At 47.2% G+C, this 22335-nt stretch carries 19 protein-coding genes; 4 read left to right on the forward strand and 15 right to left on the reverse strand.

The window, feature by feature from the left end; all coding sequences use genetic code 11:
- Window positions 1-39 precede the first annotated feature (39 nt).
- On the reverse strand, window positions 40-414 hold the full coding sequence (locus tag BLA28_RS17945; protein ID WP_009250045.1) for a TIGR04086 family membrane protein: 375 nt from the start codon (window positions 412-414) through the stop codon (window positions 40-42).
- A gap of 455 nt (window positions 415-869) precedes the next feature.
- Here BLA28_RS17945 and BLA28_RS17950 point away from each other — a divergent pair, with 455 nt between their 5' ends.
- Complete coding sequence (locus BLA28_RS17950) at window positions 870-2213, forward strand: HlyC/CorC family transporter (protein ID WP_069158657.1); 1344 nt, start codon at window positions 870-872, stop codon at window positions 2211-2213.
- 62 nt (window positions 2214-2275) lie between these two features.
- Here BLA28_RS17950 and BLA28_RS17955 read toward each other — a convergent pair whose 3' ends face one another.
- Complete coding sequence (locus BLA28_RS17955) at window positions 2276-2515, reverse strand: hypothetical protein (protein WP_069158377.1); 240 nt, start codon at window positions 2513-2515, stop codon at window positions 2276-2278.
- A gap of 198 nt (window positions 2516-2713) precedes the next feature.
- Between BLA28_RS17955 and BLA28_RS17960 the strand changes: the two genes are divergently transcribed.
- The gene (locus BLA28_RS17960; RefSeq protein ID WP_009250048.1) at window positions 2714-3259 is read left to right on the forward strand and encodes an N-acetylmuramoyl-L-alanine amidase family protein; all 546 of its coding nucleotides are present in this window, start codon (window positions 2714-2716) and stop codon (window positions 3257-3259) included.
- Between the two features lie 127 nt (window positions 3260-3386).
- On the opposite strand, the gene BLA28_RS17965 is transcribed toward BLA28_RS17960, so the two are convergent.
- The 5 genes from BLA28_RS17965 to BLA28_RS17980 form a co-directional block, all read right to left on the reverse strand.
- On the reverse strand, window positions 3387-4310 hold the full coding sequence (locus tag BLA28_RS17965; protein ID WP_069158378.1) for an AEC family transporter: 924 nt from the start codon (window positions 4308-4310) through the stop codon (window positions 3387-3389).
- A 190-nt stretch (window positions 4311-4500) separates the two neighbouring features.
- The gene (locus BLA28_RS17970) at window positions 4501-5271 is read right to left on the reverse strand and encodes a Fic/DOC family protein (RefSeq protein ID WP_242878468.1); all 771 of its coding nucleotides are present in this window, start codon (window positions 5269-5271) and stop codon (window positions 4501-4503) included.
- Window positions 5272-5280: 9 nt separating this feature from the next.
- Complete coding sequence (locus BLA28_RS33830; protein WP_159464094.1) at window positions 5281-5454, reverse strand: antitoxin VbhA family protein; 174 nt, start codon at window positions 5452-5454, stop codon at window positions 5281-5283.
- Between the two features lie 251 nt (window positions 5455-5705).
- Entirely contained in the window at window positions 5706-7553 is a 1848-nt protein-coding gene (locus tag BLA28_RS17975; protein ID WP_069158380.1) for a GH25 family lysozyme, read from the reverse strand.
- Between the two features lie 74 nt (window positions 7554-7627).
- A complete protein-coding gene (locus tag BLA28_RS17980) occupies window positions 7628-8479 on the reverse strand; it encodes a peptidoglycan recognition protein family protein (protein ID WP_081330110.1) in 852 nt (283 codons plus the stop codon).
- Window positions 8480-8677: 198 nt separating this feature from the next.
- Here BLA28_RS17980 and BLA28_RS17985 point away from each other — a divergent pair, with 198 nt between their 5' ends.
- Window positions 8678-9799, forward strand: coding sequence for a DUF4190 domain-containing protein (locus BLA28_RS17985; RefSeq protein WP_069158381.1), 1122 nt, complete (start codon window positions 8678-8680; stop codon window positions 9797-9799).
- A 100-nt stretch (window positions 9800-9899) separates the two neighbouring features.
- Here BLA28_RS17985 and BLA28_RS17990 read toward each other — a convergent pair whose 3' ends face one another.
- The 8 genes from BLA28_RS17990 to BLA28_RS18025 form a co-directional block, all read right to left on the reverse strand.
- Window positions 9900-11441: a diguanylate cyclase gene (locus BLA28_RS17990; protein ID WP_069158382.1), complete on the reverse strand. Its 1542-nt coding sequence runs from the start codon at window positions 11439-11441 to the stop codon at window positions 9900-9902.
- Between the two features lie 11 nt (window positions 11442-11452).
- The gene (gene aspS / locus BLA28_RS17995) at window positions 11453-13249 is read right to left on the reverse strand and encodes an aspartate--tRNA ligase (RefSeq protein ID WP_069158383.1); all 1797 of its coding nucleotides are present in this window, start codon (window positions 13247-13249) and stop codon (window positions 11453-11455) included.
- A 24-nt stretch (window positions 13250-13273) separates the two neighbouring features.
- Window positions 13274-14533 (reverse strand): histidine--tRNA ligase, encoded by a 1260-nt coding sequence (gene hisS, locus BLA28_RS18000; protein WP_069158658.1) that lies wholly within the window; start codon window positions 14531-14533, stop codon window positions 13274-13276.
- Between the two features lie 124 nt (window positions 14534-14657).
- The gene (hemZ, locus tag BLA28_RS18005) at window positions 14658-16136 is read right to left on the reverse strand and encodes a coproporphyrinogen dehydrogenase HemZ (protein WP_069158384.1); all 1479 of its coding nucleotides are present in this window, start codon (window positions 16134-16136) and stop codon (window positions 14658-14660) included.
- 170 nt (window positions 16137-16306) lie between these two features.
- A complete protein-coding gene (locus BLA28_RS18010) occupies window positions 16307-17029 on the reverse strand; it encodes an MBL fold metallo-hydrolase (protein ID WP_050018605.1) in 723 nt (240 codons plus the stop codon).
- A gap of 4 nt (window positions 17030-17033) precedes the next feature.
- Window positions 17034-19463, reverse strand: coding sequence for a RelA/SpoT family protein (locus BLA28_RS18015; protein WP_081330145.1), 2430 nt, complete (start codon window positions 19461-19463; stop codon window positions 17034-17036).
- 62 nt (window positions 19464-19525) lie between these two features.
- Window positions 19526-20050, reverse strand: a complete 525-nt coding sequence (locus tag BLA28_RS18020) for an adenine phosphoribosyltransferase (RefSeq protein WP_069158385.1) — start codon at window positions 20048-20050, stop codon at window positions 19526-19528.
- Window positions 20051-20459: 409 nt separating this feature from the next.
- On the reverse strand, window positions 20460-21215 hold the full coding sequence (locus BLA28_RS18025; protein ID WP_069158386.1) for a YdcF family protein: 756 nt from the start codon (window positions 21213-21215) through the stop codon (window positions 20460-20462).
- Window positions 21216-21421: 206 nt separating this feature from the next.
- On the opposite strand from BLA28_RS18025, the gene BLA28_RS18030 reads away from it, so the two are divergent.
- Entirely contained in the window at window positions 21422-22318 is an 897-nt protein-coding gene (locus BLA28_RS18030; protein ID WP_069158387.1) for a GGDEF domain-containing protein, read from the forward strand.
- The last annotated feature ends 17 nt before the right edge of the window (window positions 22319-22335 follow it).

Here is a 22335-nt window from a genome sequence, read left to right on the forward strand (position 1 = left end):
AAACCCTGAAACAAGCCTTCTCAGGCCTTCCGGGCGCTTCTAGCTGAGCATTCCTCCCAGCATTCCCCCCGCGGCGCATATGGCCAGCGTGGTGAAAAAATGTGTCCCCAAATCCTTAAATCCATGGTTAGCCGCAAACGATACCAGAGCCATAACTGCAAAATAAGCCAGTCCGACCGCAAGCCCCCACAGAAATTTTTTGCTTCCCATTCTTTTTCCTGTCATGAAGCCCGCAAAAAATACGGCTACCACATAGATACCGATGATGGCAATGGATACTACTTTTTCAGACAGCTGAAATTTGTAAAGGAACAATGCCAGCAGCAGCAGAAAGCCTCCGGTAAGTATGTAGGAAAACAACAGGCATTTCAGCAGAAATAATATATTCGAGCTCCTGATTTCTTTTTTATCCATATCCGCTCCTCCTTGACACATGTATATTCCTGTCCGCCTGTATTTTATACCTGTTATCTTTGAAAAAATGGATTTCCTTCTTATGATGTTATAATTCACGGCCCGGTATCGCCGGTCTTACGGTTCTGCCCCGCCGGAATTCCCTGCCCTGCCTTTTGGGCGCGGCTCTGCAAGGATTCCTGTATGGGCCGTATAAATACGCCGGTCCTTAGGTTGCGTTCTGTGCAACCTTAGTACCGCTGCGTAGTTATCCGAGCGAGAGCGTGCCCTGACAGGAACCTTGCAGAGCCGCGCCCAAAAGGCAGGGCAGGGAATTCCGGCGGGGCAGAACCCTGTTTTACTTGACATTTCGGCTGTATTTTTGTAAGATTCCTATTATTACAGTTATATACTTAAGAAAAATCCGTCTTCGGTTTATACCGGGGACACAACATGAAAAAGGAGTGAAATTTTACGTGGATTCATCGTCGGTCCTACAATTTATTTTTCTGGTAATTCTCATTGCCCTTTCGGCATTCTTTTCTTCTGCGGAGACTGCCCTCACCACCGTTAACCGGGTGCGTGTGCGTACGCTGATTGAGGAGGGAAACAAGCGTGCCGTAATCCTTCAGAAGATTCTGGATAATTACAGTAAGATGCTGAGCTCTATTCTCATCGGCAACAATGTGGTCAATCTGTCCGCTTCCGCCCTCACCACTACCATGGCCATTAAAATCTGGGGAAATTATGCGGTCAGCATCGCAACCGGCGTACTTACCCTTGTTCTTCTGCTCTGCGGTGAAATCGTCCCCAAAAATGCCGCAACCCTGAGTTCAGAAAAAATATCCCTGGCCTATGCCCGGGTAATTTATACACTGATGAAGTTGTTAACTCCGCTAATTTTTATTGTAGATCGCCTCTCCATGGGGATCATGATACTACTGCATGTGGATCCCAATAAGAAAAAAGATCAGATAACAGAATCCGATTTAAAGACTTACGTGGATGTCAGCCATGAAGACGGCATCATTGAATCCGAAGAACGGGAAATGATTTACAATGTGTTTGATTTCAGCGATGCGGTTGCCAAGGATATCATGATTCCCCGTATCGATATGAGCACTATAAGCGTGGAAGCCGGTTATGAAGAGCTTCTCGGCGTATTTAAGAAATATATGTATACCCGTATCCCTGTGTATCAGGATGATAACGATAATATTATCGGCCTTGTGAATATCAAGGATTTTATCCTGGTAGAGGATCGGGAAAATTTCCGTATTACCGATATCCTCAGGGATGCCTATTATACTTATGAGTACAAAAAAACAGCCGACCTGATGATAGAAATGAGGGAAAAGCGTTTTAATGTAGCCTTTGTGCTGAATGAATACGGCTCCTGTGCCGGTATGATCACTCTCGAGGATCTTCTGGAGGAAATCGTGGGCGAAATCCGGGATGAATACGATGCCGATGAGGATGAACTCATTCAGGAAATCGGAGAACGGCAGTATCTGGTGGAGGGCGGCATGAAACTGGATGATATCAACGATGCTTTGGATACGGAGCTGGAAAGTGAAGATTATGATTCCATCGGCGGTATTATTATTGAAATTCTTGACCGTATGCCGGTTCCCGGCGATGAGGTGACAACGGAAGACGGCATCACCCTGCGCGTGGAGGACGTCCAGCAAAACCGGATCACGAAGGTGCTGATGACACTGCCCGAGCCTGTCGATTCTGATGAAGAGAATGAGGAAGATACCGATACCCGTGAGTCATTTTTTGACAAAGGAAACAGAGAAAAAAGTTCTGCTGAATAACAGCTATAGAAAAAGGGAAAAGCTACTCCTTCGCGGCGTACTTTTCCCTTTTTTCTATGCTGCTATTTTTGTTCAGACAGAGCCACACCCTTTTCATCAAAAAGAAGCAGGCAGCTGTTTCCTTTCCTGTCGGTAATGCGGACAGCTTCCGTTATCCCCTGCTTTCCGTCATTAATCCTCTCCCTCACGGCCGAGGCCGTGGACAGATCGATATCTGCTTTCTTCAGTTCTTCCATTACATCCTCTATATTTTCCTTCAAATCAAAAGGATAGGGTGTTTCCTCAAGGCATATCTTAGACACCCCCGAACCCTCATATGCAATTACAACAAACCCGTACTTTCCATTATCCGCGGAGTATGTACAGCAATAGATTTCCGTTTCCGCAGCCGGATCTACCGAAACAAGGACTGTTTCTGTCAGGCATTTCCTTTTTCAGGCAAGGCACAAACCGGCTTTTTCAGCATAAAATAATAGCAAGGAAAATACAGGTGAATTTTTATGGCAGATTATACTTATACGATATTTCTCGACGCAGGGCACGGGGGATCGGATCCCGGTGCCGTATATAACGGAAGACGTGAAAAAGATGATACCCTGGCGCTCACTCTCGCCATAGGCGATATTCTGGAGAGCTACGGCTTCAATGTAAAATACGCAAGGACAGAGGACATCTATGAATCCCCTTACCAAAAGGCCGCCGAAGGCAACGCATCCGGATCCGATATTTTTATCTCCATACACCGTAATTCCAGTCCTTATCCAAATCAGTACAGTGGAGTGGAAAGCCTGGTCTACAACGCATGGCTTCCAGCCGGGACTATAGCCACCAATATCAACCGGCAGCTGGAAGAGGTGGGTTACAAAAATCTGGGAGTCAACGAACGCCCCAATCTGGTGGTACTCCGCCAAAGCAACATTCCTGCCGTTCTGGTCGAGGTCGGTTTCATCAATAATGATCAGGACAATGCCCTGCTGGATCAGAAATTTGACGAAACAGCACGGGCCATTGCGGACGGCATTGCAGGAACACTCTGGACCTGGTAAATCAGCTCCTCTGCGCAAGCAGCAAGCACATCCGTTTGGCTCGGTACCCGCTGAAATAAACTACGGCTGTACCTGCCGCCGCACAGCGGACGGAGGGACAGCCGGAAAATACGACGCCTATTCTTTTTTACATAAACAGAGAAACAATCGGTATGGTGATTATACTTAACAGCGTGCTCAGCACAGTTCCCCGCGTACAGCAGATTTCATCCGCTTCGTATTCCGCCGCCAGCGGAACTACAATGCTGGCCACCGGCATTCCCAGCATAAAAATAAAAATACCTGCCAGCTCCCTGGGCAGCTCCAAATTCCGTAGAATCAATGCTGCTGCAATGGGCAGCGCCAGAAGCTTGATCGCCAGCAGACCATATATTTTGGCATCCCGCAGAAGCTCCTTAATATCTGTCTGGGCGATGGATGCGCCGATAAGCATCATGGACATGGGTATCGCCGCATTTCCCATATAGCCCACAAAGCTTTTCACGCTGTCCGCAACAGGAATTCTCCATATGAAAATCACAATAGAGAGCAGACAGGCCGCCACTCCCGGATTCATGAGCTTTTTCAGCTGAAGTTTTTCCTTCTTCTCTCCTGAGCCCCTGGATATTAAATGAATCCCATAGGTATATAACAGGAGATTAAATCCGAGTATGTAAAAGGATACATAAAATACACTTTCTTTTCCGTAGATACTGGATATTAAAGGGATGGCCATAAATCCAACATTGGAAAAGACCATCATCATACGGTACAGGTGGCTGTGGCGTGCTTCGACTTTAAGCAGCCGCACCACAAGAAAACTTGCCAGGATTAAGATAACAAAATACAGGACAATGAACATGAGATTCAGCACTATTTTTTCCGTACTTTCCCCACTGTCCCGCTCCATGACCCCATTAATAATAATGAGCGGATTCAAAATATTCACCACGATTTTGGATAGCTTGGTATAAGCATTTCTGTCCAGCCAGTCCTTCCGGAAGCTCACGTAGCCTATTATCATCATCGCCAAAAGTATCAGCATCTGCTGAAAAACTATAAAAGTATTCATGCGATACAATCCCCCCGAGGCCATGCTCATTATTCGTTTTACGTTCCGTCATTGCCGTTTTAGCAAAACATTTCTGCAGGCCTACGTTTGTCATTGTATCACAGTTTTTCAGGTATTTCCAGAATGGGTGCGTCTTTTCTTTATAATAAATAATTAAAGAATATAATATGGAAGAAGCCACAAATTTCTATCAGTCCTTAAAAAATTTTTTTATCTCTTCGCTTGTATGTTCCTTATGTTCTATTCTGTTCCACTTAACTACCTCTCGTATTGTAGCAGCTTCACATGGAAGATTTGCCTTTTGCAGTTCTGTAATAATTCTATCCTTCATTTTTGCCCCTTGTTCCAAAGCATCAAAAACAATCCTCTCCAAATATTCTGGTTTTCTTTTATCCCCCAGATCATGGAAGATGGCAGAAGCCGCTACTAAAGAAGTACGCATATATGCAGCATTATCTTTAAACAATTCACTTTCAAGATACCACCCTTTACTTTCAATAAAGTGGGAACAAAATATTACAACCGTTCTTGTATTTCCCTCTCTGAACGGATGTACTTTCCAAAGATCTGCCATGTACCTGCTATATAGCTTACATACGTCTGAAAGACCTTTTTCTTCCCATTTAACAGAATTCATTTCATCTATTATTTTGGCAGCATCTCTTTCTATATCAAAGCAATCAGAATATTCTATTGAAAGGCCACCTAAAGAAATTTCGGCCTTTTCGATGTTTATTATTCTTACTCTCCCTGCCCATTGAAATACATCTTGGAATATAGCATAATGTGTCATACATAAATCATTAAAATCAGAATAACTTAAGGTATTATCTATCGATAAGTCTGCAATACGCAGACTGGTATACTCAGCTTCCATACAGGCAAACGCATTTTCTTCCTTTATTCCCGCAAGGTTTTTCAAAACCTCTGTTCCTGAATATACATAAGGGTCCTTCATCATACCTTCCTCTTATTCTTTTACTTTGTACTTTTGATCCAGAATTCTACGGATATCTTCTGTAGTCATTTTTCCTTCCTTCTCTTTCTCAACCAACTCTAAAAATTCCGCAGATGGCTCCAGTCCATCTACCTTTATCAAACCAAGAGCGTAATCCCATTTTTTATTGCTATCCACTAATATCATTTTAACTCCTTTTTACTATATGATGCTTCTACCTGCGGAAATAATGCAGTATCTTGCCAACAATTTGTTAGACAGAAGCCATAAATTCATTTCATGTTTTTGCATCCAGCATATATCCATAACCTCATAGGCATTTTTCTCTTTTCACTAGGATACTATAAAAAGACATAATTAACAATAAACTTTTAAAGGTTATATGGGTTAGCGGATGCAAAAACTTTCCGTTCTGTCAACCACCTGCCTGATTTCCGTCACTGCGCTCCGGTCAGATAATTGGTAACAGCATAGACTGTCTGTCCGCCCACCTCAAGCCGGGACCAGCCGTTGCTTCCGATTCCGGTCCGTACCGCCGCTTCCCCATTATGGAGGACTCCTATGACCGTATCCGGGCTGTCCGTGCTGGGAACCGTCCGCAGGTTCGTTTCGCTTTTGGCTGTGACAACATCATTAACCGGGGTAAAAGTGATGCCGGCCTCCGGATTATCCGGTGTGGGCGTCGTACTGCTTTTATAATTCAGATCTGTTGTCAGGTAACTTGTGACAGCGTATAATATCTGTCCGTTATAATTGATTTGGGACCATCCGTTGCTGCCGATTCCCACCCGGTTGACCGTATCCCCGAAATGAATCGTCGCCGCAATGGTATCCTGGCTGGCCGTACTGGGTTCCGTGCGCAGGTTTGTTGTATCCTTGGCGGTTACCGTTTCATTTACCGGTTCGTAGGTCTGGATCGGAGCAGGTTTTTCTTCTGCCGGCGCCTGATAAGTGAGATCCGCAGTCAGGAAACTGCTCACGGCATAGACCTTCTGTCCGTTATACTCCAGCCTGGACCAGCCGTTATTCCCCACTCCTGTACGAGTCGCCGTCTGGCCATTCACCAGCTTGGCAACCACCTGCGAACCGTCCGCCGTAGTCGGGGCCGTCCGGAGATTTGTCTCTATTTTTGCGGTAACCGTTTCCTGCACTTCCGTAAAGGTAATGCCCACCTCCGGATTAGCCTCCACTACCTCTGCCGGGGTGGAATCCTTGGCCTCCGCTTCCTTGCTGTAACCAAAATAAGCTACATTTACGTCAACCTTTTTGCTGATGCCGGCCACCTGTCCCTGGCTTGTATACTGCCACATGTCATGTCTCCCGGAGTAAGTGGATGAGGGAGTGTCGGGGAACGGCTTTTCCGGATACTGAGATACCCATACCTTGTATTTGCTGCCCAGTACATCCATATCCCAGTCCGCGTTCCCTTCCATTTCATTCCTGGAGGCATAGAACATCGGCGTATAACCAGCCGCCTGAATGCTGTCAAGGAATGCGGAGGCAATGCCGGTACGCACGGTTTTATCCAAGCCGTACTGCCTGCTGTCTTCCGACTTGAAATCCTCACAGTTATAGGCCACAGGATAAGTTATTTTATATTTGGAAATAAAATCCGCCACCCAGGAAGCTTCTTCCCTTGCTTCCTGTTCCGTCACTGCGGAGGAAAAGAAATAGGCGCCTACCTTGATCCCGTTTTTCTGTGCTTCCTGAATATTATACCTTGCTGCAGGGTCTTCATAGATAATCCCCGTAGCCTTTGTCCTGTATCCCACACGGACTATGGCAAAATCAATCCCGGCCGCCTTTACTGCAGACCAGTCAATATTTCCGCCCTGGTATTTGGAAACATCGATCCCCAGCGTCATCTCAGCCGTTTCCCCTTCCGTGGGCTTCAGAGTATCCGTAGTTATGGAAACAGAAGCGCCGTTTCCCTGTCCGGAGGCATTGGAAGATTTCTGAGGATCCCCCTCGTCCTCCATGCTGCCCACCTCAGCCGCCACTGCGGTCTGCGGTTCTTCCGGCAGGCTTTCCGGATTTTCCGATTCCGTTTCCCGGCTCTCTTCCGACTCAGGAATACTCTCTGTATCCTCCCCTGCTTCTGATGATTCCGATACACTCTCCGTGAAATTTCCGGTCTCCCGGCTTTTCCCGCCGGATGATATTTTTAAAATAATTACCACTGCCGCCGCTATCAGAAGAATTACCAGTACTGCTCCCAATACCAGTACTGCCCCTTCCCTGTCTTTCTGCTTTCTGCGGCTTTTCCTGTGTTTTTTCCCTTCCATCCTATTCCTCTTTTATCTAAGCAGACATTCGGTGCTTCCCGCAGAATATATCTCCGGCGGATGCTCCGGTTGAATTACTTCTCTAAAATATAATCGGTTAAATCCTGCCTGAACTGTTCCCAGCTGTCCTCATGCTCCACAAAATACAGCGGACATTTTTTGCCCCCTACATCATAATGACGGAGGACATCATTCGGAGCCAGCTTATATTCCTTCAGCAGCCAGGCCGTCAGCTGCAGAAGGGACTGATAAGTGGCATCGGTAAATTTACCGCTGTCGTCACGATAACAGCACTCTATGGATATGGAATCATAGTTTCTCGTTTTAACCGCATAGCCTATTTCATCCAGGGGAAGGCATTGAATGATTTCCCCATCATATCCGATGATGAAATGAGCGCTGGCTGAGGTTTCGCCGGTGATCCCCAGATTTTCAAAATAACTGCGGTTCTGCCTGGCGGAGGTATTTTTATTTGCCGTATAATGCACAAAAATATTTTTTACCCCATCCAGAGGCTCCGCGGGACGGGAATATGGATTTACCGTCAGAAAATCTTCCGTGATCACTGGTTTAATCGTATCATTTTCACGGATTATCTCTCTTCTTTCCGTATCCATAGCCTGGTTAAAAACACCTCTGTCCTGTACAAAACCGATTATTTTCCATAAAAGGAACCCCAGCATAATCCCCATCGTCAGGACACAGCCTGCCATCAGCATCTGCGCGATTCTGCGCTGCCGCCGCCTTTTCTTTCTTCTTGCCAGGATTTCTTCTCTGCTTCTTTTCCTTTTCGGAGGATTCTCCCTCAGCGTTATGTCGATGTATTCCAATTCTCTGGCCGCTGCCCCGGCATTCCTGCCTGAATAAAAGCTTCCATCCGGATAATATCTTCTGCCTGCCTCCGTCCGTACCCCTCGTTTTGCCATTTTTCTTCATCCTTTGGATTTATCTTCTGTTTTCAGATTTTCTGACATGAAACTTACTTCTGACAGTATACCAGCAAAAGGAGGACATTTTATTTAATAAATAATGAAGTTTTCTTTAAAATTAATTCTTCTATTCCCAAAAATCCCCTCATGCCTTATAATATTCATCAGATTTAGCATAAGAATGAGGGACAAATTATGTATGATAATGAAAATGAGCAGGACTATGGCTCCCCCGATAACAGCAATCAATGGAACCAGCCGAATGACGGCAGGGCCGGCATAAATCAGCCAAATCAGCAGCAGTATTACGATCCTCAGACCTCACGCACCTATTACAGCGGCGAGAATTACTCTCCTTTTCCGAATGAAGGCCCACTTCCGACAGGTCCCGCTTACCCCAACGGTCCCTATCAGCCGAATCCCCCTTACAATCAGGGGAACGATTCCTCTAATCGGAACAGCGGACTGGCCATTGCCTGTCTGGTACTCGGCATTCTCGGTTTTCTGTCCGGCGTGTTTTTTGTCGGAATCGCGCTCGATGTCCTTGCTATCATACTCGGCATTGTTTCTCTGATACAGAATAACCGCAAAAAAGGCCTTCCCATCGCAGGAATGGTATTGGCATTCCTTTCCATCATACTCACCTTTCTTGTTTACTATACCATAGGCATCAGCCAGGATCGGTCGGTACGGGGCGTTGAGCGGGAGGTTTATGTACCTACCACGGAAGAAAAAGCCACCAGCAGCATGCTGATGCCCAACATCACGCAGACGGATTATGCCGCTCCCAAAAGCCTGATCCTGGTCTATGAAAACAAAAACGCAGTGGATGTCCAGCTGGAAATTACTGTGACCTATTATGATGAAAACGACGATCTTCTGTTCCTGAGAAACAGCTATATCTGGGGCTGTGCCGCAGGAGGCAGGGCCGCCGTTGATGTCCCCTATCCTTATGACAAAGACTACAATGACATCCCTTACAGCCGTTATGAAATCACCGCTCTTGCCAAAGAGGTTGATTACAGGTTTTACAGCCAGAATTACGGAACGCAGTTCCAGATAAAATCAAATCCGGGATCCAGAGGCAGTGTCCTCGCTTCCATCACCAATCCCACAGGCATGACCTTCGATTCTGTGGAACTGATGTGTATTTATTATAAAGACGGCAGTGCCGTAGGCATTTCTTCCCAGTATATCTCCGATATGGAGAAAAAAGCCAACGTGGAATTCTCTGCTCCTTATGATTCGGACTACAATGATCTGGAATATGATGATTACGAAATCATCATAAACGGCACAAACAACTACAACAGCTGATTCCCTTAAGGGGAAGCTTCCCGCGGCGGCCGATGAGGCCAGGCGGGCAGCGAGCCAGGGTCAAGTCCTCCTGACCCTGGCTCGCTGTTTGTAAAACAAATTACTCTTCCTGCCCGTTCCACACCCGGATTTTTTCCTCCTCTATCAGCTGAAGGAAAACATCAGTGAGATAAGGGTCGAATTGTGTATTTTTCCCCTTTTCCAGTTCTCTGACTGCATAGGAAATCCGCATGGGTTCTTTATAGGGCCGTCTGGCCGTCATCGTATCAAAGCTGTCGGCAATTGCCAGACATCGGCCTCCCAGAGGAATATCCTCTCCTGCCAGTCCGGAGGGATATCCTTTTCCGTCATATCTTTCATGATGAGCCACTACCGCGGGAAGCACATAGTTCATATCCGGAAGGAAGCGGATCATTTCCGTTGCATTCTTCACATGCTCCTTCATAACCGTGTATTCTTCCTCTGTAAGAAAGCTCTGCTTTTTCAGGATATTTTCCGGGATGCCGATTTTTCCGATATCATGCAGAAGCCCAGCTTCCCGGATGATCTCCACTTCCTCCTCTTTAAGCCCCAGCGCCTGGGCAAGAGTGGTGGCATACTCCGATACCTTAAGGGAATGCCGGAAGGTAATCTGATCCTTTGCATCAACCGCCGCCATAAATGCATAGATTGTGGGGGCTATTTTTTCAAAGGAACTGCGGTAATAGCCGCTTCCCTCCCTGGGATGATCCTCCTTCTTCCAAAGGGCCGTCTGATTCTTTCCCCTTACTTTCGCATAATAGACCGCACGGGAACAGCTTCCCAGCAAATCCTCTTTTACAGCCACATTTTCCGGAAACAGGACGATTCCGCAGCTCACAGTGAGCGGATGAATCAGTTTCTTTTTATCCTTGCTCACCTGTCTTATTTTCTTCCTTATCCGCTCCGCAGTTTCCAGCGCCTGAGCTTCCGCCATACCCGGCTCCAGCAGCAGGAATTCATCAGCGCCAAACCGGTAAAGTTCTCCCCGCGTGCTTTTTTCTCCCCTGATGATATCAGCCACAAACAGCAGCAGGCTGTCACTCTGCATATAGCCATACATTTCATTATACAGCTTAAAATCATCCACATTAATGTCAATCAGCGCCGCCTGCAGGACAGAATTCCCCATATCCTCGTTCAGGCGTTTCAAAAGGTATCTGCGGTTATAGGCTCCCGTCACATCATCGGTGACAGATTTTATCCAAGCCTCCCCGGCATACCACCCGCTGCGCAAAGCCAGCATTCCCAACGTACAAAGGAGACGCAGGCATTTTTCTCCCTGCACCTCCTTTTTATCACACTCCTGACAGCAAACAAGAAAGAAACCATATTTCCTGTCTTCATAGATCATTTCGCCGGCAATATCCGCTCCGAAGGCACAACGAAGGAAGGTACTGTCAAACAGTTCCTCCTTCACGCTTCCGGGGATTTCAGGGAAACAGCCCGCAAGCCTTTTCTGCTCGAATTCGGACGTTTCCCCGCACCGGAGGAAAAGCGCCAGCCCTGCGCACTGCGTCAGTTCAGCCGCCGCCTCCATCAAATGATCACAGATATCCTCCATCCGGGACGTATGCAACAATTGTTCCTGTAATTTTTCCAGGGGTTCCTGTTTCTCTGCCAAGGCTTTTACTCTTATTCCTTTTCTTCAATAGGATTAATGGAAATACCCAGCTCATCCAACTGCTTCTGATCCACTACATTGGGGGCTTCCGTCATCAGACAGGAAGCATCCTTTACCTTCGGGAAGGCAATTACCTCACGGATACTGTCCGCGCCGGTCAGGAGCATAACAAGCCTGTCAAGCCCATAAGCGAGTCCTGCATGGGGCGGTACACCGTATTTGAAAGCATCCAGAAGGAATCCGAAGCGTTCATATGCGCTTTCTTTTGTAAAGCCAAGCGCCTCAAACATCCTTTCCTGAATCTTATCATCAGAAATCCTGACACTTCCGCCGCCCAACTCCGTACCATTCAGTACGATATCATATGCTTTCGCACGAACCTTTCCGGGTTCTGTCTCCAGCATCGCCAGATCTTCTTCCATGGGCATGGTAAAAGGATGATGCATGGCCATATAACGATTCTCTTCTTCACTCCACTCAAAGAGAGGGAACTCCGTGATCCAGAGGAAGTTGAACTTACTGTTGTCAATCAGATTCAGCTGTCTGCCCAGTTCCAGTCTCAGGCCGCCCAGAACATTCCAGACAACGGAATTCTTGTCCGCCGCAAATAACAGCAGATCGCCCGGTTCCGCATCCATAGCCTCCACCAGGGCTTTCAGCTGCTCCTCCGTCATGAATTTAGCGAAGGAGGATTTATAGCTTCCGTCAGGAAGAACACACAGATAGGCCAGGCCTTTTGCTCCATAACCTTTTGCGAATTCCACCAGGGCATCAATTTTCTTTCTCGGCATTTCCGCCTGTCCTTTGGCATTGATCCCGCGTACGGAACCGCCATTTTCCAAAGCCGAGGTAAATACGCCGAAACCACAGCCTGCCACGGTTTTGGAAACATCAACCAGTTCCATCCCGAAACGTGTATCCGGCTTATCGGAACCGAAGCGATCCATGGCCTCCTGCCAGGTCATACGCGCAATGGGAAGCTGCACGTCCAGGCCGATAGCGTCTTTGCAGATAAATTTAAGCAGTCTTTCATTCACCGCAATGACATCATCCACATCAACGAAAGAAAGCTCCATATCCACCTGTGTGAATTCCGGCTGCCTGTCCGCGCGGAGATCTTCATCACGGAAGCATCTTGCGATCTGGAAATAACGGTCATATCCGGAACACATCAGAAGCTGCTTGAAAATCTGGGGCGACTGGGGAAGCGCATAAAAATTCCCGGGATGCACACGGCTGGGCACCAGATAATCCCTTGCGCCTTCCGGCGTTGATTTGGTGAGCATGGGAGTTTCAATCTCCAGAAAGCCCTCTTCCGACATGAATTTACGAATCGCCATGGTGATTTTACTTCTGAGAATGATTTTGCTCTGTAAATCCGGCCTTCTTAAATCCAGATAACGGTATTTCAGACGAAGCTCTTCTTTTGTTTTAGACTCTTCTTCTATGGGGAAAGGAGGGGTCAGCGCTTCCGAAAGGATACGCACCTGGGATGCCCTGACTTCGATTTCACCTGTAGCCAGGTTCTCATTAACAGCACCGGCTCTCTTTTCTACTTTACCCACAACGGCCACGACATATTCACTGCGCAGCTTCTCCGCTTTGGCAAAGCCTTCCGCACCTGCATCACTTTCTTCAAAAATAACCTGAAGGATACCGGAACGATCCCTCAAATCCACAAATATAATTCCACCTTTATTTCTCTGTTTGGCCACCCATCCCATAACAGTGACGGTTTCTCCCACATTTGACAGAGATAATTCCCCGCATCTGTGGCTTCTTTTCAGCCCGTTCATTGATTCAGCCATGATCTGTCTCCTTCATCTTAAGATTTATTTTAAAGGGGTCTGGTAAAATTCCCTGAATTCCTCCCAGCCTTCCTTCATAAGCTGTTCCTTCTGGAACTTTTTGTTTTTGTTCATCCTCGCCACCAGGACCTGGGTTCCTTTGGCCCTTTCTTCCTGAGCCTGGGCAATCACTTTGCACAGTTCCTCTCCGGCCACGCCCTTTTCAATCAGGAACGCTGTTTTTCCGGGTTTTCCGGGAATCTGGAAACCATTTTCCAGCATCAGAAGGACGATTCTTTCAAATCCAATGGAAAATCCGCAGGCCGGCACATCATTGCCTGTGAACTTGCCCACCATTTTATCATAACGGCCTCCGCCGCCGCAGCTTCCTCCGAATTCCGGAATCGCTATTTCAAAAATAGTTCCGGTATAGTAAGACATTCCGCGCACAAGGGTGGGATCAAAAACCATATCGAACTCCGCCGCCTTGGTAGAACTCACACTGTCGGTAATTTCCCTGAGATTATTTACAATATCCTCATCCAGGACACCGGAAAGCTTATCAGCCAGGAAACCGAGCCCATCGTCTGTCTCCTCCAGCCCTCTGAACAAATCCAGATATTTATCCACGCTCTCCTGTGCGAAACCGCATTCCAGCAGTTCCTTCGCCACACCATCCAGGCCGATCTTATCCATTTTATCCAGAATGATAAATACGGTGTCAAAGCTTTCTTCCGGGAATCCGCTGTAAGCGGCCATTGCCTTCAGGATTCTTCTTTCATTAATGCGGATTTGGAAGTTTTTAAAACCGAGCTTGCCCAGGGTTGTGGTTGTCGCCAGAATCAGCTCGATCTCCGCCAGATTGGAAGGTTCTCCCAGAATATCAATATCACACTGCATGAACTGACGGTAGCGTCCTCTCTGAGGCCTGTCCGCACGCCATACATTTCCTATCTGCAGCGCCTTGAAAGGCGTGGGCAGCTGGCTGGCGTTATTGGAATAAAAACGGACGAGAGGAACGGTCAGGTCATAACGCAGTCCGCCGTCCACCAGATCAGCCTCTTCTTTGGCTGTTTCCAGATTCAGCTTTTCTCCCCTTTTCATAATTTTGAAAATAAGCTTTTCATTGTCGCCGCCCTGTTTATTGGTAAGGTTTGCAATATTCTCCACACAAGGGGTTTCAATAGAGGTAAATCCGAATTTACCATAGGTATCCTTTATTACACCGATTACATAATCTCTCAGCTGCATCTCAGCCGGCAGAATATCCTTCATACCGGTTACCGGTTTCTTGCTTAATGCCATATCCATCCGTTCCTTTCCTGTTCCGTTTCGTTCGGGGCTTTTCATTCCCAATACAGGTCCGGATACCCGGACTTGTATAATCTTAACCGATTTTACACTTTTTTCCCTTCTTTTTCAAGGAAAATTAATTTTGAAGCAGTTTACGCTTCCTTTCAATCATCTCATCAATTTTTTCCATATACAGCGCCACATCCTTCACATTGTCACAGCGCTCTATCCTGCCGTCAGGGTATACGGCCTTGGAAATGGTGCCCGCTCCCAGCGCCATTATGGTCTGCTTTTCTTCCATGATAAGAATGTTGTAGATACCATAATTCCCTTCCGAAGCATAGCCCACATTTTCAAAATTGCCGGACATGTTTTTCTGACGGTACAGGTAATAGGGCTTCATCCCCATTTCTGCCGCTCCCAGAGCTGCGATTTCCATGGTCTCATCTGTATTATGGAGCGTTTCTATTCCGTTCTTTTCTATCCAGAGGCTCATTTTGGAAGCCCTCTTGATAGCCAGTGAATGTACGGTAAGGCTGTCGGGATGCAGTCTCTTTACCTCTTCTATCGTATGTTCCACATGCTCTCTGGTTTCTCCGGGAAGCCCGAGAATCAAATCCATATTGATGTTGGTAAAGCCTTCTTCCCTTGCCAGGCGGAAGGCCTCTTCCACCTGCTCCACCGTATGCCGCCGTCCGATTAAGTCCAGGGTTTCCTGGTTCATTGTCTGAGGATTCACAGAGATGCGGGTTACGCCGTACTCCTTCATCACTCTCAGCTTGTCCCTCGTAATGCTGTCCGCGCGTCCGGCCTCCACCGTGAATTCCTTTACCTGGGAAAAATCAAAGGTATCCCTCACCTTTTTCAGGAGCCGTCTCATCTCTTCCGGTTCCAGCGTGGTCGGCGTTCCCCCTCCGATATACACGCTGTCCAGGATTTTATCCCTGCAGGCATCGCGGACGAAATCCATTTCTTTTTCCAGGGCGGCAAGATAATCTCCTACCCGATCTTTCCAGGAAAAAATGGGAAAAGAAGTAAAGGAACAATAAAGGCACGTGGTAGGGCAAAAGGGAATGCCGATATACAGGCTGTAGCCTTTGTCATAATGGATATCTGCCAGTATCCGCTTTTCTCTTTTTGCAATATCAATGGCCAGAAGTGCTTTTTCCTCACTGCAGTAATACGTTTCCTTCATGTAGTCCAGTATTTCCGCCTCAGTGAAAGGATTATTCGAATCTGCTTCCGTATCTCTGCCGGTTCCGGCTTCGAGGAACTGCATGGCAATCTTTGTGGGACGTATTCCCGTAAGTGTTCCCCATGGCAATTTTTTGCCTGTATGAGCCGACAGAATCCGGTACAGCAGCTGTTTTAATTCATTTTTAACAACAGGCCGTTCTTCCGGGCTGCTCAGCGCTGTCTCGTATTCTGTTCCGGACAGTTCCACCCGGATTTCTTTCTCTCCGAAACGGATGGTAATCTGTGGATTATCCCCATCTGATTCAAAATCTTTCGTTCCTTCTTCAAAAACCTTCACTGTCTCTGCCGGATAAAAGGCTTTGATAATGGAGTGTATATCATATTCAAATTGTGCTTTGTTAAGCCTGACTGCCAGCATATCGCCCGTCCCTTTCCAAATTGCAGATAAACATGAGTCAAACCAATCCAGCCCTGCGCCGATTGGTTTGTACGGATGTTCCTGATAATGGATGCTTTACTCTTTAAAAAGAGTATAAACATCCCCTTTTATTTTATCATCAAAGTAACTCTTTAAATTAAGAATAGCGCCTACTGGCAATAGGGATTATATTTCTTTTCATCCCCGATGGTGGTTTTCTCTCCATGTCCGGGATAAACGGTTACATCCTCCGGAAGCACCAGGAGCTTATCCTTGATGGATCTCACCAGACTGCTCATGCTGCCTGTAGGGAAATCCGTTCTGCCCACAGAACCTTCAAACAGGGTGTCCCCGGAAAGAAGAATTTTTTCTTCTTCCATATAATAACAGCAGCTTCCTGCAGTATGGCCCGGCGTGGCGATGAGACGGAAGCGCATTCCTGCAAATTCCAGGAGTTCGCCATCCTTAACATAATGATCCGGAATAACGGTTTCCGGTCTTCCGGCCTGGTCTGAAACATTCATTGCCGCGTTTTCACAAACCTTTTTTTCTTCTTCATAGGCATAAATGGGAGCCCCTGACAGTCTGCGCAGTTCGTTCGCACCCCAGATATGGTCAAAATGACCATGGGTCAGGAGAATGGCCGATACACGAAAGCCCTTTCCTTTCAGGGCTTCGTAAATCTGCCTTCCCTGATCCGCCGGATCCACGAGAACTACCTCTTTTTCTTCTGCCGCCTGGCTGCCATTTTCCCCAGAACCGCCGTTTCCCGATGACTCACCTGCTTCATCCGCCGGTAATGTCTTATCGGAAGGCTCTGCATCTTTGTATACAAAATAACAATTGGTCTGGCACATGCTTAAAACCATGCGCCCTATCTTTATATTCGCCATGTATTTAACTTCTTTCTATATCGATTACGCTGTCAATGGTACGGATTTTATCAATAATACGGATAAGTTCATCTCTGCTGCTGATTTCAAAGGAAGCGGACAAAGTGGCCATTCCCTGCTTATTGGTTCTGGTATTCATGGAAAGGATATCAATATTCTTTTCCGTAAGCGCTCTGGAGATGTCTGCCAGAAGGCCGCTGCGGTTATTTGCATAAATATTGATTTCAGCCAGATATTTTTCACCGGCCCTGTTTTCGGGTGAGGCCTCCCATTCCGCATCGATCAGTCTTGCCCGCTCCACTTCAGGCAGATTAATGACATTCACACAATCCGTCCTGTGAATGGAAATCCCTCTTCCTCTGGTAACGAAACCGATGATCTCATCACCGGGAACCGGAGAACAGCACTTTGAAAACCGGACCGCCACATCGTGAATCCCCTTGACCACAATACCGTTCTTACTCTTGGCACGGGGAAGCATCTGTCTTGCCTGGGCGTTTTCAGCCACACTGGCAATAACCTCCTCATTGCTCAGCACCTTGGGATGATCCTTGTCATACAGCTCCTGCATACGGTTGATGATCTGGCCTTCCTTCAGGCCGCCGTGCCCTACAGCCGCCAGCAGGGATTCCCAGTCCTTGAAGCCATATTTCTTCATCTGGGCTTCCATATAAAGAGGCTTCATGATATCGGAAATGTTGATGCTCTTTGCCTTACAGTAGGCGCTCAGCATTTCCTTCCCCTTTATGATGTTTTCTTCCTTGAATTCGTTCTTGAACCACTGGTTGATTTTATTTTTGGCCTGTGTGCTCTTAACCAGATTCAGCCAGTCACGGCTGGGTCCCTTGGAGTTCTGGGAGGTCAGTATCTCTATTCTGTCCCCGTTCTGGATTTCATAGTCTATGGTGACCAGTTTGCCGTTTACACGGGCGCCGATCATCTTATTTCCCACGGCGGTATGCACGCTGTACGCAAAATCAATGGGCGTGCTGCCTGCCGGCAGAGTCTTCACATCCCCTGTAGGGGTAAAGCAGTAAACCGTATCGGAAAACAGATCCAAATCGCTTTTCAGCAGATTCATGAATTCCTTATTATCGGACATATCCCTCTGCCATTCCAGGATCTGCCGCAGCCAGGCCAGTTTTTCTTCTTCCTGTGCCGCAACCTTCTTGCCGTCAGAGGCTTCCTTGTATTTCCAGTGGGCCGCTATACCAAATTCCGCCGCCTTATGCATTTCCATGGTACGGATCTGGATTTCAAAAGGCTGACCGGAGCTTCCGATAACCGTCGTATGCAGGGACTGGTACATATTGGCCTTAGGCATGGCAATATAGTCCTTGAAACGTCCGGGTATGGGTTTATACATTTCATGGATAACTCCCAGCGCAGCATAACAATCCTTCACTGAGTCCACAATAATCCTGACAGCAAAAAGGTCGTATATCTGATCCAGAGTTTTACTCTGGTTCTTCATCTTTTTGTATATACTGAAAAAATGCTTCACACGTCCGTCTATCTGTGACTTGATACCTGCATTTTTCATATGTTCCGACACTTCATCCACGATCTGCTGGATATATTCTTCCCGTTCGCTTCTGCGGACAGCTATTTTATCCACCAGGTCATAATATACCTCCGGCTCCAGATATTTCAGGGAAAGGTCATCCAGTTCTACCTTTATTTTGGAAATGCCCAGGCGCTGTGCGATGGGCGCATAGATTTCCATGGTCTCTCTGGCAATCTTCTGCTGCTTTGCCGGAGGCTGGTATTTCAGGGTCCTCATATTATGAAGGCGGTCCGCCAGCTTTATCATGATAACCCGGATATCCTTGGCCATGGCCAGGAACATTTTACGCAGGTTTTCCGCCTGCATTTCCTGCTGATCTGCGGTCTTGTTTTCCCCGTTTCCCTTATCGCTGGGGAAATCAATCTGCTGCAGCTTGGTGACGCCGTCTACCAGCAGCGCCACATCAGGCCCGAATTCTTTTTCGATTTCCGCCTCTGTCATGATGGTATCTTCCACCACATCATGAAGGAGCCCGGCCTCAATCGTTTCTTTATCCAGTTCCAAATCCGCAAGGATAATCGCAACACATAGGGGATGAATGATATAAGGCTCCCCTGACTTGCGCACCTGCCCCTCGTGGGCGGCGTAAGCTATCTTATAGGCCTTCTCTATCATGGATATATCATCCGACGGATGGTATCTGCGCACACGGGAAATAAGGTCCTGATAAAGTTCCTCAGGACTTAAATATTCTTTCATGGCTTCGATCCGTCCATCGTCAAGAATCAGGCCTTTGCCTTTCTTTCTCTGAACACCGGCAAGATTTCCGCCGCCCTCATACACAATTTTACTTTTTTCTTCCGGCTGCATGACCGTGTCCGCGGGAACCGCGGCCTGCACCTTATCCGTCATCTTTTCATCCGTCATATTCATATCCCTACCGGCGCTGTTTTTTTATTTTCCTGTTATTGGCTTCCGACTCTGTTCACCTATTTCCCTTCAAAACAAATGGCAGATTCCAAACGGTATCCTGCCAGCTTTTCACGTCCTTTAAGGCCTGCAAGCTCCATTAATACCACGACTCCCACCACTTCGCCTCCCAGCTGTTCCACCAGGCGTATCATAGCCTCCGTGGTTCCGCCAGTGGCAATGAGGTCATCCACGATCAAAATTTTCTGACCGGGGCGGATGGCATCCTTGTGGATCTCGATCACGGCTGTGCCATACTCCAAATCGTATTCCATAGAAGCCGTTTCACAGGGGAGTTTTCCCTTTTTCCGGATTAAAACAAAGGATTTATGGTTATTATAAGCAATGGGGGTACCGAAAATGAATCCTCTGGATTCAGGCCCGATCACCACATCAAATTCCAAATCATCTATCAGCTCCTGCATGGTATCTATGGCGAGATGCAGGCCGTCCGCATCCTGCAGGACACTGGTTACGTCCCTGAACATAACTCCTTCCTCCGGGAAATCCGGTATACATCTCACATACTCTTCCAGTTTCTTCATGGCACTTCTCCTTCTGGTCATTTTTCCCTAAAAAACTATATTTTATTATATTATTTCTCCCTCCATAAGTCAACCGAGCAAAATATGCGTCCGGGGGGAGTGCGAACATTACCGTTCCCCACTGTTCGGTGGACTCCGTGTCTTCCCTGCTGCGGTGTGCCCGGCCTGTCCTGTATCCCCTGCGTGGGCATGCGAGTGAGTGCTTGCACTCGCTTTCACTCTGCTAAAAACGCAGCGGTACTAAGGCTGTAAAGGACACAGCCTAAGGACCGGCGTTTTTAGAAGGCCCGTGCAGGGGATACAGGACAGGCCGGGCACACCGCAGCAGGGAAGACACGGAGCACCGAACAGTGGGGAACGGTAATGTTCTGGGGGTATAGGCAGAATTCAGGTTAAAAAGATATTGTCTCTAGCGTAGGGTCATGTTTCCGTATAGGAGATCTTTAACTACTCCGAAGAATTCCCGGAACATGTTGTTGGCTTGCATGGCTGTGTCTGAGGGGGCTGAGAGGCCGTAGGCCTGGGGGTAGCCTTGTTGGGCGGCCAGGCGGGTGCTGCGGTATACGTGAAAGTTGTTGGTTACAATTCCTACGGTGGCATCCTTTGGGATTAGGGGGCGGGAGAATTGCAGGTTCTCTTTGGTGTTGGTGGAGCGGTCTTCCAGGAGGATGCGGTCGGGGGAGATGCCTTTTGTAAGCAGGTATTCGTACATTCCCTGGGCCTCGCTTATTGGTTCGTTGCTGCCTTTTCCTCCGGAGACTACTACGAGTGTGTCTGGATTTTCTGTCAGGTAGGCGGCTGCGGTGTCCAGGCGTAAGGCAAGGGCTTTGCTTGGGCCGGTCTCTCTCATTTGGGCGCCCAGTACTATCAGGTAGTCGAGGTCGGGAATTCCTTTGCTGGTAAATTTGCTGATTATCAATGCTTCTATAAACAGGAATAGGAATGCTCCTATCAGGATGGCGGCGATCATGAGTTTTTGTATGATTCCGGGGAGTCTGAGCCAGATGTTTTTCTGGTAGAGCCATGCTAGCGCGAGGAAGGCGGTTCCTGTTATTCCCCAGATGAGGAAAAACCAGGAGCCGTATACTCCGGATATGAGGATTCCGGCGCAGTATAGGAGGCAGATGACTCCTAAGGCTATAAATACGTAGGTCATTTTTTTCATATTTCCTCTCTTTCTTCTTATGGACAGAACATTTTTTAGGAAATGTATTTCAGTAAATTATGGTACGGGCTTTATTATTCTAACATAAAAGTTGGGTTCTTGTCTTGTTTTGTCAAAATATTACGTTCTCTGCCAGATTGCGGGACATGGGAATGGATGATACCATTATTTTAAGATATTGACAGAAAGCCGATGGGATATAACAAATGAAGGAAAAATGGGATTTGAATTCACAAAAGCTGGGGATTCTGCTCCGGAATTTTGCGGATATGATTTGGGAATATGATACAGAGACGCATAGGTTATTTGCGGAACCGGAATGTGCAAAACGGTTCGGGCTTCCGGAGATTGTAGCTGATGGGGCGCGGGGGCTTGTGGATGCGGGAGTGCTGCATCCTGATTATCTGCCTTCCCTTTCTCATTTGTTTCATTCGCTTGAAATTCAGGATTGTACTCTAACCGCCGAGCTTCTTGCACGGTCTGGTATCAGTCGTGATTATAATTGGTATCGTGTGGTTTTCACTTCTTTTGTGGATTCTGAATCCGGTCAGCTGCAGGCGATAGGTTTTTTTCAGGATATTGATTATGAAGTGCAGCAGAGGCTGAAGCTTCAGCATTTAGCCAATATGGATTGTCATACCGGTATTTATAATGCCGCAGCCGGAAGGCAGCTGATTCAGAATAAGCTTATGCAGCAGAGTCCTTCCACGCATAATGCAATGTTCGTGTTTGATATTGATAATTTTAAGTTGATAAATGATACATATGGTCATTACCGGGGAGATGAAATTCTGCATCATTTTGCGGATATACTCCGTTGTGTATGCCGCAAAACCGATACGGTATTCCGTATCGGCGGCGATGAATTCGGGCTTTTCGCTTATAATACGGATGATGAAAAGCTGGTGCGGCGGATATGCACGGAAATTCTCTGCCGTACGAATGAATTAAGTGAAGACTGTATTCCTGTCAGTGTCAGTATAGGGGTTGCCGTCAATAAAGAGTATGCCCCTTCCTATTTCGATTATTATCGGGCGGCGGACAAGGCAATGTATCTGGCAAAGGAAAATGGGAAAGGGAATTATAGGGCTGATTATTTTTAAGGTTTCTGCATCTGCTG

Origin of the sequence: Eisenbergiella tayi, assembly GCF_001881565.1 — a bacterium.
Taxonomy (GTDB): domain Bacteria; phylum Bacillota; class Clostridia; order Lachnospirales; family Lachnospiraceae; genus Eisenbergiella; species Eisenbergiella tayi.

Excerpts from the sequence above, each read along its gene's own strand:
- BLA28_RS18010 (WP_050018605.1), bottom strand. The coding sequence starts at position 17,029 with ATGGCGAATATAAAGATAGGGCGCATGGTTTTAAGCATGTGCCAGACC.
- hisS (WP_069158658.1), bottom strand. The coding sequence starts at position 14,533 with ATGGCATTAAGCAAGAAACCGGTAACCGGTATGAAGGATATTCTGCCG.
- BLA28_RS18020 (WP_069158385.1), bottom strand. The coding sequence starts at position 20,050 with ATGAAGAAACTGGAAGAGTATGTGAGATGTATACCGGATTTCCCGGAG.
- BLA28_RS17960 (WP_009250048.1), top strand. The coding sequence starts at position 2,714 with ATGGCAGATTATACTTATACGATATTTCTCGACGCAGGGCACGGGGGA.
- aspS (WP_069158383.1), bottom strand. The coding sequence starts at position 13,249 with ATGGCTGAATCAATGAACGGGCTGAAAAGAAGCCACAGATGCGGGGAA.
- hemZ (WP_069158384.1), bottom strand. The coding sequence starts at position 16,136 with ATGCTGGCAGTCAGGCTTAACAAAGCACAATTTGAATATGATATACAC.
- BLA28_RS18015 (WP_081330145.1), bottom strand. The coding sequence starts at position 19,463 with ATGACGGATGAAAAGATGACGGATAAGGTGCAGGCCGCGGTTCCCGCG.
- BLA28_RS17945 (WP_009250045.1), bottom strand. The coding sequence starts at position 414 with ATGGATAAAAAAGAAATCAGGAGCTCGAATATATTATTTCTGCTGAAA.
- BLA28_RS33830 (WP_159464094.1), bottom strand. The coding sequence starts at position 5,454 with ATGATATTAGTGGATAGCAATAAAAAATGGGATTACGCTCTTGGTTTG.
- BLA28_RS17965 (WP_069158378.1), bottom strand. The coding sequence starts at position 4,310 with ATGAATACTTTTATAGTTTTTCAGCAGATGCTGATACTTTTGGCGATG.
- BLA28_RS17980 (WP_081330110.1), bottom strand. The coding sequence starts at position 8,479 with ATGGCAAAACGAGGGGTACGGACGGAGGCAGGCAGAAGATATTATCCG.
- BLA28_RS18030 (WP_069158387.1), top strand. The coding sequence starts at position 21,422 with ATGAAGGAAAAATGGGATTTGAATTCACAAAAGCTGGGGATTCTGCTC.
- BLA28_RS17975 (WP_069158380.1), bottom strand. The coding sequence starts at position 7,553 with ATGGAAGGGAAAAAACACAGGAAAAGCCGCAGAAAGCAGAAAGACAGG.
- BLA28_RS17970 (WP_242878468.1), bottom strand. The coding sequence starts at position 5,271 with ATGATGAAGGACCCTTATGTATATTCAGGAACAGAGGTTTTGAAAAAC.
- BLA28_RS17985 (WP_069158381.1), top strand. The coding sequence starts at position 8,678 with ATGTATGATAATGAAAATGAGCAGGACTATGGCTCCCCCGATAACAGC.
- BLA28_RS18025 (WP_069158386.1), bottom strand. The coding sequence starts at position 21,215 with ATGAAAAAAATGACCTACGTATTTATAGCCTTAGGAGTCATCTGCCTC.